Source organism: Mesorhizobium sp. M0340 (assembly GCF_040321535.1).
Taxonomy (GTDB): Bacteria; Pseudomonadota; Alphaproteobacteria; order Rhizobiales; family Rhizobiaceae; genus Mesorhizobium.
Map to the genome: position 1 here is coordinate 1 of NZ_JAMYRR010000053.1, position 13,489 is coordinate 13,489.

Here is a 13,489-nt window from a genome sequence, read left to right on the forward strand (position 1 = left end):
AGAAGGAGAGCCTGAGGGCCTTGGCCGCCTGAGCACCGTCATGTGTCCGCCGCTCCGCTAAACACGGGGGCGGCGCGGCGGACACGCCGACGTCACCGCAATGCCACGCCATTTTGCAGAACTTGACGCACACAACTTGATTGAGGCAACGCTCGCAGCTTCATTGTCGCGCCGCAGGTGGCGGATTCCTCCGTCTGCCCGCTTCACTCCGTGCCCGGCGAGACCCCTCCGCCCCCCTTGCTCCCCGCTGCTCGCCGCGATGCACGGGGACAGGCGACCTGAACCCGTCCCCAAGCCGATCTGATGGCAGAGGCGGTGGGGCTGGACATGGGCCCGTGGTGGACATACGTGCCACACAAATCCTCATGCTCGCCTAACCGGCCGCAAGGTATGGCAATCCGGGCTGACCCGACGAGAGAAGGAGTAGGTCTCGGCCATTCCCGTGTCCGAGCCCAGAAAAGTTACTGGTTTCCTTACGGGCGCGATACAAAGGGCACAGGCTGGACTTGGCTGCCGGGGGCGGGGCTTGTCGACCGCTCGATCGAAAGTGAGAGACGAGGAGGAGAATCACCGACCCGCAGAGCGGCAAGGCGCTCGCCTACCTCCCTGTCAGTCACCGTTAGCCGATGGTTTAGACGAAGATAGTCCGTCCATGTCGGCGTGCGGAATGTCTCGGTCCAAAGAGTCGAGTTCTGAAGATCGCGCTGGAGGGTCCAGTCCCGCGCACCGGCACGGCTCTGAACGCGCCGCCTTTCGCGCATGCAGCTCAGAAATTCCTCGATATTCTCCTCGGGGATCGAGTACTCCACCTTGATCACGATCGGGCCGCTCCTGGGCTTCAAATCGAGGGCCAGTTCTGGTGGCCTGAAGTCGAAGGCCCCTTGATCCGATTCCTCCCATAGCCGTACCGGCAATAGCTTTCCCACAGCTGCAACCAGCAACAGCGCCGCTGCAGCACCTTCCAAAGCCCACGTCAGGGAATAGTACTGCGCGACAGCACCCCAGATCCAGCTGCCCGCTGCCATGCCGCCGTAGGTCAGGGCGTAATAGATCGACAGGGTGCGACCAACGACCCACCTTGGGCTTGCCAACTGCACACACACGTCGGTTCCGGTCCAGGTGACAACCCAGCCGGCGCCAGCGATTGCAAGCGCGATCGCTGCTACAGCCACCGATGATGTGAGAGCCAGTAAAAGGCAACACGTTGCGCAAGCAACGGACGCGAGCGTGATCAATCGATTTTGGGACGTGATGCGTCTCAAGTAGCTATTGCCAATGCCCGCGATGAAGGCGCCTGTGCCGAAGCCGGCCAACAGGACGCCGTAAACAATTGGCCCCCCCGCCAGTTGGTCGCGAACCAGGAGGGGGAGCAGAGCAAGGATCGAGATGCTTGACAGCCCGAACAGGGTTGCACGCACGATCGCCACTCTGATCTCCGAGGAGATTGCCGTGAAGCGCATGCCATCATGAATGGCCGTCGTCATCCGCTCGCGCGGAAGAGGCGAAGAACGAACTTGCCACTTGGAGCGCAGGACAGCGCTCAATGGGACCAGGTCGGTCAGCGCAGCGAAGGCGAAAGCCGTAAGGGGCCCAGCAAAGCCAAAATTACACCGCCCAGCGCCGGTCCTATGCTCCGAACCACGTTGTACCCCACCGACATCAGCGTCACTGCAGCGGGTATGTCGCGCTTTTCCAGGATGTCGCCGACCGAGGCGTGCCAGGCTGGATCATTCAAGGCAAAGCCGCATCCCGCCAAGAAACTCAGTCCCAAGATCAGCCATGGACTGACAAAGCCCAGTCCAACAGAGAGAGCCAGCGCCGTGGATGCCAATGCGATCAGGCAATGTCCGGCAAGCATCACGCCGCGGCGGCTGAAGCTGTCTGCAATCGCTCCAGCAAGGATCGACAAGAAGAAGGCGGGCAGTGTCGATGCAGCCTGCACGAGCGCAACCATCAGATCGGAGGCTGAAATCGTTGCCATAAGCCAGCTTATAGCCACGCTCTGCACCAGCCAGCCAAGGCTGGATATCTGCGTGGCTGTCCAGATCGAACGAAAGACCGGATTCTGAAGAGGGATCAGTGTGTTTGCCGCAAAGGGCGGGGAATCTTGACGCCGCATGACTTCTCACCTCCACCACGTAGTTCTTTCGCTCACTCACTTGCTGACAGCGGTGCGCTTACGCACAGCTGCGTCACAACCAAGTTCCGATATCGCGCTCGCAACAAAGTAAACAAAGTAGATGTCGCATCCACGGTGCTGATGCGCGATGAGTGTGCCAGTTGGGCGTCAGCTGGTCTGGGTCGTGCAGCCCGATGGGGTGCGGTCTGCCCTGCGACTCTTGGTCTTGGACGGTGCTACCGCCCCGATGGCCGGGTTGTCAAACTGCCACGGTGCTAGCAGCGCCCATCCCATCCTGACAGGCATGAGCATATGACGCAGCGCATCGCTGGTATCGGAGGCGGGTGCAAGATCAAGGGTGGCATCGTCCTGACAAGTACGAGCTGGTGGACGCCTTTGCCCGACCTATCACATCGGCGATTTATGGGGCCGCCGTTCAACTCGTTGGTCTATGCACAAAAAACATAATACGCTTGAAAAGACGTTTCGGGCCGGTGCCGGGGCCGAGGAGGGGGCTGAAGCCTTCACTATCGTCATCCCGCCGCCGAATGTCACCGGCTCGCTGCATATGGGCCACGCGCTCAACAACACGCTGCAGGACATTCTGGTGCGCTTCGAGCGCATGCGCGGCAAGAACGTTCTTTGGCAACCAGGCATGGACCATGCCGGCATCGCCACGCGATGGTGGTCGAGCGCAAGCTGATGGAAAAGCAGATCCACCGCCGCGACCTGACGCGAGATGAGTTCATCGACAAGGTGGTGGGAGTGGAAGGCCGAGTCCGGCGGCGCCATCCTCAACCAGCTGAAGCGGCTCGGGGCCTCGGCCGACTGGAGCCGGGAGCGCTTCACCATGGACGAGGGCCTGTCCAAGGCCGTGCTCGAAGTGTTCGTGACGCTCTACAAGGAAGGGCTGATCTACAAGGACAAGCGCCTTGTGAACTGGGATCCGAAGCTGTTGACCGCCATCTCGGATCTCGAGGTCGAGCAGCAGGAAGTCAACGGCAACCTCTGGCACTTCCGCTATCCAGTCGAAGGCATGACCTTCGATCCGGAAAATCCGAAGACCTTCATCACCGTTGCGACGACCCGGCCGGAAACGATGCTGGGCGATACGGCTGTCGCAGTCCACCCCGACGACGAGCGTTTCCGGCATCTTGTCGGCAAGAACCTCATCCTGCCGATCGTCGGCCGCAGGATCCCGGTGGTCGCGGACGAGTATTCCGATCGCGAAAAAGGCAGCGGTGCGGTCAAGATCACGCCGGCGCATGACTTCAATGATTTCGAGGCCGGCAAGCGCCACCGGCTGCCGGCGGTCAATATCCTCACCGTCAATGCGGCGGTGAGCCTCAAGGACAATGAGGACTTTCTCGCCGGGCTGGAGGTGACGCCGGAGCGCTAGGCGGTCTGGGGCGAGCTCGACGGTCTCGACCGTTTAGTCGCGCACAAGAAGATCGCCGAGCTGATGCAGACCGGCGGTTTCCTCGAAAAGGTCGAGCCGCATCGCCAGGCCTGAAGCGGCGGTTGCGGCGATCCTGAACAAGGTGCGGTCTCTCCGCGCCAACGCATCCGACACCGAGATTTTCGATCGAAATCTAAGCATCGTCGAAGATGCTTTGCCTGATCTAGGCGCCCAACCGTAGCAGGCCGCATTGCTGCGCCAGCCGCCACGTAAAGCGCTGCCAGAGTTCTTGCACCCGCGTCATTCGGCTGCCGCTTTGAAGGTTCCGCCTAGGGCCTGCATCAGATCATCGACAATGTCCTGAGGATGCTCAAGTCCCACTGAGATTCGCAGTAATCCGCCTGGCGCCTTGGACTTGGCACCCTCGACGGATGCGCGATGCTCAATCAGAGAGTGCGTCCCGCCAAGGCTTGTCGCCCGGGCAACAACCTCGAGGCGGCCGGCCACAGCCATCGCAGCATCGGCTCCGCCTTTGACGATAAAGGATAGCATCGCTCCGTAATGGCTCATTTGCCGCTTAGCGAGATCGTGTCCCGGATCAGTTTGCAGGCCAGGAAAAAGTACTTTTTCGACACGCGGATGAGACGCCAAAGCCTCAGCAACCTTCTGGGCGCCTTCGCAATGCGCGCGCACGCGTACCGACAATGTCTGCAGGCCCCGCAATGCCAGCCAACAGTCGAATGGCGCTGCGACGCTGCCCTTGTGTCTCTGGACCATCCGCAGTGGGCGACCGAGGGGTGACGAGTGCGGGACAATGACGACGCCCGCCATCAAGTCCGAGTGGCCGCCGATGTACTTTGTCGCCGAGTGCATGACCGCGTCCGCCCCAACTTCGAGGGGCCGTTGAAGCACTGGAGTTGCCCACGTGTTGTCCACTACGGCCAAGGCGCCAGCCTCGTGCGCGATTTTGCAGATGGCCGAAATGTCGACAACGCGGATCATCGGGTTTGACGGCGTCTCGACCCAGACGAGGCCAGTCCGCTTCGACGTGACCGCGGCGCGCACGGCATCCAGATCGCGCATGTCGACGGCCGCAAAGTCGAAGCGAGATCCAATGTCGGTCTCGTCAATCAGCGAACGAATGCCGAAATACATGTCATCCGGCAGAACGATCCGACCCGTCGACGGATGGCTCTCAAAGACTGCAGCGATTGCAGCCATGCCCGACGCGAAGGCAATGCCATCTTCTCCGCCCTCGAGCGCGGCCATGGCCATTTCGAACGCGTTGCGCGTCGGATTTCCATCCCGCGTGTATTCGAATCCGGAAGGAAACGAGCCGTCGACGCTACGTCGGAACGTCGTGCTGGTGTGCAGCGGCAGGGACACCGCCCCTGTGGAAGCGTCGACAGCTCGGCCGCAATGGATCGCCTTTGTTTCAAAACGCATCGGTCATTTCCTCGCTAACGGGGCAGTTGCACAATTTCAGGCCGGTCATTATATTGACCGTAATAAGTGAGCCGAGGCACTAAGTCAATATAATGACCGATGTTACGACAGCGTTGGACCCCGAGCGGGTGCTTGGCCAAGCGATAGCGGTTCGGATCCGACAATTGAGGCGCGACCAAAACCTGACCCTGGATCGACTGGCAAAACTGAGCGGCTTATCCAAGGGAACCGTCGTCACGCTGGAGCAAGGCAAGGCGAACCCCAGCATCGGCATACTTTGCCGACTGGCGGCGGCGTTTTCGCTTTCGGTGGCCGATTTGTTGAATGACCATCCTTCCACAGTTCGCCTTCCTATTGAGCGGACAGAGACGAGGACGCTTTGGACAAGCGCTAAAGGAAGCTTTGCACAACTTCATTCATCGATCTCGGGACGAACGATGTTCGAACTGTGGAGCTGGGCCATTATGCCGGGCGACGTGTTTTCCGCAGATGCTCATAGTCCGGATACGCGCGAGCTGATCTCGGTGACTCAGGGGTCCCTAAGTGTCGTGGTGGGTACCCACGCAGTAATTTTGAGCCAAGGCGAGAGTGTGCGGCTTGTCACTGACCAACCGCACTCATACGCGGCGGCATCTGATCTGCCTGCCCACTTCTCGATGGCAGTTCTTGAGCATGGTGGACAGCGAGATCCGGGGCCCTCTTCGCCGGCAACGAAGATGCCCGGGCCCGTTCCGCAAGACACCGCCGCTCGCTAACGACCGCCCATTCGCGACAGGAGATCCACCGTTGTACGTTCCGCCCCATTTTGCCGTCCCCGATCACAACACCCTGCTTGACCTAATCGGGAGACATCCGCTCGGTATCCTGGTCACCCACAGCAAAGGCACACTCGACGCGAACCACATTCCCTTCGAGCTTGACCGCTCGAAGGGAGACAAAGGCGTCCTCAATTGCCATGTTGCACGCAAAAATCCAGTCTGGGAGGAAGTTGCCAATGGCGATGAAGTCCTCGTTATCTTCCGTGCGGCCGACGCTTACATCTCGCCGAACTGGTATCCAAGCAAGCATGAATTCCATAAGCAGGTGCCCACATGGAACTATCTCGTCGTCCACGCCCACGGACGCATCACTGTCCGGGATGATGAGCGCTATGTGCGCCGTAACGTGGCGAAGCTCACTCACATGCATGAAGCCTCGCAGCCTGCCCCGTGGAAGATGGGCGACGCGCCGAAGGACTTCATTGACACGATGGTTAAGGGGATCGTCGCCCTGGAAATCGAGATCACCGGCCTGGTTGGTAAATCAAAACTCAGCCAGAACAAAGAGGTGCGCGACATTCAGAACGCTGGTGAAATGCTGAATGCCCGAGGCGTCAATGGGATGGGAGAAGCGATGCTCGCGGCTGCGGCGGCCAAATCCCGATAGCATCTATCTTGTCCCGACAAGCCGCTGGTGCTGGATTTCCAAGGGGTGACCTTGAGAGACAAATGCTTCGGCCAGCACCTGACCACCCGCTATGCGGCAGATGGACAAGAACTCAGGCCGCCATCGCCAGCCACATCCGCAATGCCGCCGGATCGATGGAAGCTGCTTACCCCGCCAGCCTTTCCGGTCATGTCGCCTGGGTCGTCAATACCTCGAACAGCAGCCTGGCGCTTAAACCGAGTTGCGTGTTCGGTATGGCGGCGCAGCGGTTTCGAGATCGGAGCCGACTGGCAGCGAACGCCACCCCCACGGTGGCGATGCCTCGCAGCCAGGTTGGATGACCAAGCAGCCGGAATGTTCGGCAGGCTTGCACCCGCTTCAGATGCGAGACGGGTCAAGACGATCATCCTGCAAACGTCACGCGGCGGTGGGCCGGTTTCGAAAAGGGCCGGCCCCGGCCGTTCATACAAGTGGAGTTGGGGGCGGGGCCGGATCAAGCCTATCGGGTCGAACCCGCCGGGACCGCGCGTACATCATCCCGGCAACGCCAGGCGCTCGTCCGGGGCCATGCGGGCTTCGGCTTGGCGCGCCGAATGTCTGGACCGGCATCGCGGAGCATGGCGCACCAGTCTCCCACATTGTACGTAGTCGCCATGCTGCCCCTGGCCAGATCGCAAATGACGCACGGCTTGTTCGCGATGGCGAGCTGAAGCACGTTGACGGCCGTGCCGGGCGATGCGCCGTCCCAGACTATCATCCCAAAGTCCGCGCGTCGCGCCATCTCCCGGTCTTTGGCGGCTGGATCCAGTATCCTCTAGCGCCTTCACGAGACGGGACCTGGTAGGCAGCCCAGTCGCCCAGATTATTGCTAGCTTCCTCGCTCTGACCGCCGTCTCCCTCTGGCCCTGCGTGAGGGATCGTCATCCGGCTGCAGGCCGGCGCGCCCGGACGCTGCCGCTACGGGAGGCGCTACGCGCGTGGAGCTAGTGGCCTTTGTCGGCCAGCCAGAGGCCCACGTCCTGGATCGAGCGCATGAGCACCGACGGATTGTCCCGCGCGGGAATGAAGCCCCAGCTCTGCCAGTAGCGCTCGGCCTCGGCGTCGATCGCCCGCACCACCACTGCGCGGCCGCCGACGATGTCGGCGCCGGCGACGCAGCGATGCAGCGCGTCCTTGACCAGGCCGCTGCCGATGCCTTGTCCGGCATAGCGATGGTCGACGGCGAGTTGTCCAATCAACAGGCAGGGGATCGGATCGGGCGGGCGTCCGGTGCGGATGGCGCGCGGTGCGCTGTTTGGCTGGATCACGCCCGGCGCGAGGCCGTAATAGCCGACGACTGTTCCCTCATCGTGAACGACCAGGACCCGGGTAAAGCCGCGGACCTGGTTCGTTCGCGCGAAGCCGGCCAGCCAAGCGTTCAGCCCCGGCTTGCCGCAATCGAAGCTGTCGAGGCGGTGCGCGTCGTCGAGGAGTTCGATGCCTGAAAGCGCCACCTAGCGGTCCCAGGGCGGGGACCGACGCAGCCGCTCGGCCGCCTTCGGCGGGGGCGCAGCGGCGGGGGCTGAGATCGCCTGCATGAAGGCGTCATAAGCTTCCGGGGACACGCGGATGACGGTTTCGTTGAGGATGGCCGTCTGCGCCTCGTGCAGCGCGGCGCGCCGCATGAACTCCGTGCGCGACAGGCCGAGCAGCTCCGCGCCGCGGTCGATGATGGTGAGATCATCGTCGCGAAACCGCATCGAGACGGGTGTTTCCTTCCTGGTGGCTGTGGTGGCCATGGCGCGCTCCTGTGCTGCGGACGTATATACGGTAGTGTAACGCGGAACGCAATACTTCGTTCCCTGGTGACGTCTCGTGGACGGATGGCCTCAGGACTCCTCGCGGCATCGGTTCTTCTCGGCTTCTCGCCTGCAATCGCCATTGCCGCAACCCAGAGCAAGGTGGCTTTGGTCAGCTCCGGCGGATCAATTACGGCTTAGGACGCGCATGTGTTCTTATCGGCCGGATGAGCGGCTCCAGAAGCGAAGTCGCTGCCATGACTGTCGCCGGACGAGCCCCGGCTATGCCGAACCCTGATGAACATCTGACGCGATGGCGACTTTCGGGCCGTCACGCCACAAAGGAGGAACGGCTATGAAGGCTGGGCGGCCGGCACTTTCATTCTCAGGCGCCGCTCTATGCCACCTGCCGGCCAAGCGCAGTTGGCACAAATCTTGAACCTCTCTTTGCGCGGCGGCAGGAGCTGCAATCGCACGTTCGGCCTCACGCAATGAAAGACCGGTCACGACCGCGGCACGTGCAGCCTCAGACAAACCAGTCTGCATTTTATTCAACGGCTTAGCTGCGAGTGCGGCGGCGCGCGGCCGAACATCACCGTGTCGCGGATGCGACAAACCCGACAACAGCGGTTTCAACGCAAGCGGCGACGAGTAGATGGTGCAAATCCCGCGATTCCCAGTCTGCTGTAGCCGCGCAGGCCAAGCGCGATCTGCTCGGCCGTCCTGACAAGCCGCGCGTGGCTCTGGGCGAGGTCGGTCGAGGCCCGCCGAAATCCCGTCGGCACCCGCCGCCAGGCCTCTTCGCTCGTCTCGCCGCATCGCGGAAACTTTGTTCGAAATCTGCCAGCCCGGTTTCCACTCCTTTGCCGGCGACCGGAACAAGTCAACGCCTCGAAGAGCATCTGAGTTTTGAATTTATTCGGCTTTTTAACTCTGGCATCGGACTTGCTCCGCCTTCGCATGTCCGCGGCACCAGGAGACGCCGCCGCCTGTGGAGGAAGGCCTGATGCAACAAACATTCTACGAGGTCATGCGCCGACAGGGGATCACCCGCCGAAGTTTCCTGAAATTCTGCAGCCTGACGGCGGCTTCCCTCGGCCTTGGACCGGCCTTTGCGCCGAAAATAGCTTACGCGATGGAGTCCAAGCCGCGCATTCCGGTGCTGTGGCTGCACGGGCTTGAATGCACTTGCTGCTCCGAAAGCTTCATCCGCTCGGCGCACCCGCTCGCCAAGGACGTCGTGCTGTCGATGCTTTCACTCGATTATGACGACACGCTCATGGCGGCCGCCGGCCATCAGGCCGAGGCGATCGTCGACGAGGTCGTCGAACAGTACAAGGGCAACTACATCCTCGCGGTCGAAGGCAATGCGCCGCTCAACGAGGACGGCATGTTCTGCATCATCGGCGGCAAGCCCTTCGTCGACCAGCTCAACCATGCCGCCTCCAACGCCAAGGCGATCATCTCCTGGGGCTCCTGCGCCTCCTGGGGCTGCGTGCAGGCCGCGCGGCCGAACCCGACGCGGGCCACGCCCGTCCATAAGGTTCCGGGCCTGCCGGACAAGCCGATCATCAAGGTTCCCGGCTGCCCGCCGATCCCAGAAGTGATGACGGCCGTCATCACCTACATCCTGACCTTTGAAAAATTCCCAGAGCTCGACCGGCAGGGCCGGCCGAAGATGTTCTACAGCCAGCGCATCCACGACAAATGCTATCGGCGCCCGCATTTCGACGCCGGCCAGTTCGTCGAGTCCTTCGATGACGAGGGCGCGCGCAAGGGCTATTGCCTCTACAAGGTCGGCTGCAAGGGACCGACCACTTACAACGCCTGCTCGACGGTGGGCTGGAACGGCGGCCTCTCCTTCCCGATCCAGGCCGGCCATCCCTGCATCGGCTGCTCCGAGGACGGCTTCTGGGACAAGGGCGATTTCTACAGCCGCCTGACCCGCGTCCACGGCTTCGGCATCGAGGCCGATGCCGACAGGATCGGCACGACGGCCGCGACCCTCATCGGCGCCGCCGCGGCCGCGCATGCGGCGGCGAGCGTGGTCAAGCGGATGCGCGCAAAGGGAGGGAACAAGTGATGGTCATCCAGACGCCGAACGGCTTCAATCTCGACACCTCCGGCCAGCGCGTGGTCGTCGATCCGGTCACGCGGATCGAAGGCCATATGCGCTGCGAGGTGAACATCGACGAGAACAACATCATCCGCAACGCGGTCTCGACCGGCACCATGTGGCGCGGGCTCGAGGTCATCCTCAAGGGCCGCGACCCGCGCGACGCCTGGGCCTTCACCCAGCGCATCTGCGGCGTGTGCACCGGCACGCACGCGCTCACCTCGGTGCGTGCGGTCGAGGACGCACTGGGCATCATAATCCCGGAGAACGCCAATTCGATCCGCAACATCATGCAGCTCTCGTTGCAGGTGCACGATCATCTGGTCCACTTCTACCACCTGCACGCGCTCGACTGGGTCAATCCGGTTAACGCATTGAGAGCCGACCCGAAGGCGACGTCGGAGCTGCAGCAGGCGGTTTCGCCGAGCCACCCGATGTCCTCGCCGGGCTATTTCCGTGACATCCAGAACCGGCTGAAGAAGTTCGTCGAGAGCGGCCAGCTCGGGCCGTTCAAGAACGGCTACTGGACCAACCCGGCCTATCTGCTGCCGCCGGAGGCCAATCTGATGGCGGTGACGCACTATCTGGAAGCGCTTGACTTCCAGAAGGAGATCATGACGACGCGCACGATCTTCGGCGGCAAGGACATCCATCCCAACTGGCTGGTGGGGGGCGTGCCTTGTGCGATCAACATCGACGGTGAGATGGCGGCCGGCGCGCCGATCAACATGGAGCGGCTGAACTACGTCCGCAGCGTCATCGAGCGCGCCATCGCCTTCGTCGACAACGTCTACATCCCCGACATCATCGCGATCGGCAGTCTCTACAAGGGCTGGCTCTATGGCGGCGGGCTGTCGGGCAAGAGCGTTCTTGCCTATGGCGACATCCCCGACAAAGCCAACGACTATTCGGCAGCCAACCTGATGATGCCCCAGGGCGCGATCATCGATGGCAACCTCAAAGAGGTGCTGCCCGTTGACGTGCGCGATCCCGAGCAGATCCAGGAGTTTGTGCCCCACTCTTGGTACAAATACCCGGACGAGGCGAAGGGCCTGCATCCATGGGATGGTATCACGGAGCCGAACTATCAGCTCGGGCCGAATGCCAAGGGCACGCGCACCGACATCCGCGAAATCGACGAGAGCGCGAAATATTCCTGGATCAAGGCGCCGCGCTGGCGCGGCCATGCGATGGAGGTAGGGCCGCTCGCCCGCTATGTCGTCGGCTACGTCCAGGGCCACGAGGAGATCAAGGAGCAGGTCGACTCGACGCTGCGGGCACTCGGCGTACCGCTGACGGGGCTGTTCTCGACGCTCGGCCGCACCGCTGCGCGCGCGCTGGAAGCACAGTGGGCGGCCCGCAAGCAGGTCTACTTCATGGACAAGCTGATCGCCACCATCAAGGCTGGAGACAGCTCGACGGCCAATACCCAGAAATGGGATCCGAAGTCCTGGCCCGCCGAAGTCAAGGGGGTCGGCTTCACCGAAGCGCCGCGCGGGGCGTTGGGCCACTGGATACGCATCAAGAACGGCCGGATCGAAAACTACCAATGCGTCGTGCCGACCACCTGGAACGGCTCGCCACGCGACCATGCCGGCAATATCGGCGCCTTCGAAGCGTCGCTGATGGAGACCAAGGTGGAGCGGCCGGAGGAGCCGGTCGAGATCCTGCGGACGATCCACAGCTTCGATCCGTGCCTTGCCTGTTCGACCCATGTCATGGGTCCGGACGGACAGGAACTTGCCAATGTCAAAGTGCGCTAGGGGAGGAATCGAAATGAGACACGCTATCCTGAAACTTGGCGCCGCAGCTTCGCTCGCGGTCCTTGCCAGCCCGGCGCTCGCCCATGTCGGCGCAGGGCATGCCGACGGGTTCGCCGCCGGCATCGCCCATCCGCTGATGGGACTCGACCACCTTCTCGCCATGGCGGCGGTCGGGGTCTGGTCGGCGGTGGCCATGCCGTCGCGGGTCCTGGTGGCCCAGCAACCTTCGTGGCGATGATGATGACGGGTGCGGCGTTGGCCTTTGCCGGCATCCGCCTGCCAGCGGTCGAAGGCATGATCGCGCTATCCGTGCTTGCTCTCGGCATCATGATCGTCGCCGGTGCCGGCCTTCCCGGCATGCTCGGCATCGGCCTTGCCGGGTTCTTCGCCCTCTTCCATGGCCATGCCCATGCGAGCGAGACGACCGGCGCGGCACTTGCCTATATTGCCGGCTTCACGCTCTCGACCGCGGCGCTGCATCTGGCCGGCACCGGCATCGGCCTCAGGCTCGCGTCGTCGCCTTGGGCGCGCGCCGGGCTCGGCATGGTCATTGCCGGCTCGGGCGCTACGCTCGTGTTCGGCGGCTAGGGGGCGGCCATGAGCGCGAGCCAAACTCCGCATGGCGAAGAAGGGGTCTATGTCTACGAGGCGCCGCTGCGCCTCTGGCACTGGGTCAATGCCTTCGCCATCCTCATGCTTGCCGGCACCGGCTACCTGATCGGCTCGCCGCCGCCGGCGGTTGGCGGCGAGGCGAGTTCCAGTTTCCTCTTCGGCTGGATACGCTACCTGCATTTCGTTGCGGGCTATGTCCTGATCGTCGGCTTCGCATTCCGCATCTACTGGGTCTTCGCCGGCAACGAGCATTCCCGGCAGATATTCCTCCCGCCTGTCTGGAACGGACGGTTCTGGAAGGAGCTCTGGCACGAGGTGCTCTGGTACGCCATGCTGGTGAGCGAGCCGATGAAGTGTTCCGGGCACAACCCGCTCGCGACGCTCGCCATGCACTTCCTGTTCGTCTGGTTCACCATCTTCATGATCGTGACCGGACTGGCGCTCTACGGCGAGGGGGCCGGCATGGGGTCCTGGCAGTACGACCTGTTCTCGAGCTGGGTCATCCCACTTCCCGGTCAGAGTCAGGACGTGCATACCTGGCACCATCTCGGCATGTGGGTGATCATCTGCTTCGTGATCATCCATATCTATGCCGCGGTGCGCGAGGACATCATGTCGAAGCAGTCGATCATCTCCTCGATGTTCTCCGGCTGGCGGACCTTTCGCGGCAACGGCGCGCCTCGTGATTCCCACTAGGACTTTCGCGACCTCACCTGCCGGGGGGGGGGGGGGGGGGGGCGGGGGGGGGGGGGGGGGGGGGGGGGGGGGGAGGTGGGAAGACAAAAAAAAAAACGCAGAGGGGCGCCCCAAACCACGCGCAGAGATAAAAAA

General features: G+C 62.5%; 12 protein-coding genes and 2 pseudogenes. 9 read left to right on the plus strand and 5 right to left on the minus strand.

Annotated features, from left to right (window positions below):
• Window positions 1-473 precede the first annotated feature (473 nt).
• A pseudogene (locus NKI79_RS32390) lies at window positions 474-2,119 on the minus strand (MFS transporter).
• Between the two features lie 451 nt (window positions 2,120-2,570).
• Here NKI79_RS32390 and NKI79_RS32395 point away from each other — a divergent pair.
• Both NKI79_RS32395 and NKI79_RS32400 read left to right on the plus strand, forming a co-directional pair.
• Window positions 2,571-3,179, plus strand: a pseudogene (locus tag NKI79_RS32395) (class I tRNA ligase family protein); the annotation flags it as partial.
• A 39-nt stretch (window positions 3,180-3,218) separates the two neighbouring features.
• A complete protein-coding gene (locus tag NKI79_RS32400) occupies window positions 3,219-3,518 on the plus strand; it encodes a hypothetical protein (RefSeq protein WP_352807336.1) in 300 nt (99 codons plus the stop codon).
• Between the two features lie 33 nt (window positions 3,519-3,551).
• On the opposite strand, the gene NKI79_RS32405 is transcribed toward NKI79_RS32400, so the two are convergent.
• A complete protein-coding gene (locus tag NKI79_RS32405; protein WP_198023621.1) occupies window positions 3,552-3,719 on the minus strand; it encodes a hypothetical protein in 168 nt (55 codons plus the stop codon).
• Window positions 3,720-3,818: 99 nt separating this feature from the next.
• The gene (locus NKI79_RS32410) at window positions 3,819-4,964 is read right to left on the minus strand and encodes a trans-sulfuration enzyme family protein (RefSeq protein WP_023679121.1); all 1,146 of its coding nucleotides are present in this window, start codon (window positions 4,962-4,964) and stop codon (window positions 3,819-3,821) included.
• A gap of 92 nt (window positions 4,965-5,056) precedes the next feature.
• On the opposite strand from NKI79_RS32410, the gene NKI79_RS32415 reads away from it, so the two are divergent.
• Both NKI79_RS32415 and NKI79_RS32420 read left to right on the plus strand, forming a co-directional pair.
• Entirely contained in the window at window positions 5,057-5,719 is a 663-nt protein-coding gene (locus tag NKI79_RS32415; protein WP_352572066.1) for a helix-turn-helix domain-containing protein, read from the plus strand.
• A 31-nt stretch (window positions 5,720-5,750) separates the two neighbouring features.
• The gene (locus tag NKI79_RS32420) at window positions 5,751-6,389 is read left to right on the plus strand and encodes an FMN-binding negative transcriptional regulator (RefSeq protein WP_023679119.1); all 639 of its coding nucleotides are present in this window, start codon (window positions 5,751-5,753) and stop codon (window positions 6,387-6,389) included.
• A gap of 983 nt (window positions 6,390-7,372) precedes the next feature.
• On the opposite strand, the gene NKI79_RS32425 is transcribed toward NKI79_RS32420, so the two are convergent.
• Together NKI79_RS32425 and NKI79_RS32430 are read right to left on the minus strand one after the other, a co-directional pair.
• On the minus strand, window positions 7,373-7,882 hold the full coding sequence (locus tag NKI79_RS32425; RefSeq protein WP_352807326.1) for a GNAT family N-acetyltransferase: 510 nt from the start codon (window positions 7,880-7,882) through the stop codon (window positions 7,373-7,375).
• Window positions 7,883-8,167: a type II toxin-antitoxin system TacA family antitoxin gene (locus tag NKI79_RS32430; RefSeq protein ID WP_023679116.1), complete on the minus strand. Its 285-nt coding sequence runs from the start codon at window positions 8,165-8,167 to the stop codon at window positions 7,883-7,885.
• 1,006 nt (window positions 8,168-9,173) lie between these two features.
• Between NKI79_RS32430 and NKI79_RS32435 the strand changes: the two genes are divergently transcribed.
• From NKI79_RS32435 to cybH, 5 genes are read left to right on the plus strand one after another with little or no spacing between them, the layout of a single operon-like run.
• On the plus strand, window positions 9,174-10,250 hold the full coding sequence (locus NKI79_RS32435) for a hydrogenase small subunit (protein WP_352807328.1): 1,077 nt from the start codon (window positions 9,174-9,176) through the stop codon (window positions 10,248-10,250).
• Window positions 10,250-12,046 carry a nickel-dependent hydrogenase large subunit gene (locus tag NKI79_RS32440; protein WP_023679114.1) on the plus strand — a complete coding sequence of 599 codons (1,797 nt, stop codon included), beginning with the start codon at window positions 10,250-10,252 and terminating at the stop codon, window positions 12,044-12,046. Before NKI79_RS32435 ends, NKI79_RS32440 begins: the two co-directional genes overlap by 1 nt.
• 13 nt (window positions 12,047-12,059) lie before the next feature.
• On the plus strand, window positions 12,060-12,284 hold the full coding sequence (locus NKI79_RS32445) for a HupE/UreJ family protein (protein ID WP_051406206.1): 225 nt from the start codon (window positions 12,060-12,062) through the stop codon (window positions 12,282-12,284).
• Between the two features lie 2 nt (window positions 12,285-12,286).
• Complete coding sequence (locus NKI79_RS32450) at window positions 12,287-12,634, plus strand: HupE/UreJ family protein (protein ID WP_352807331.1); 348 nt, start codon at window positions 12,287-12,289, stop codon at window positions 12,632-12,634.
• 9 nt (window positions 12,635-12,643) lie between these two features.
• Window positions 12,644-13,354 carry a Ni/Fe-hydrogenase, b-type cytochrome subunit gene (gene cybH, locus NKI79_RS32455; RefSeq protein ID WP_352807333.1) on the plus strand — a complete coding sequence of 237 codons (711 nt, stop codon included), beginning with the start codon at window positions 12,644-12,646 and terminating at the stop codon, window positions 13,352-13,354.
• The last annotated feature ends 135 nt before the right edge of the window (window positions 13,355-13,489 follow it).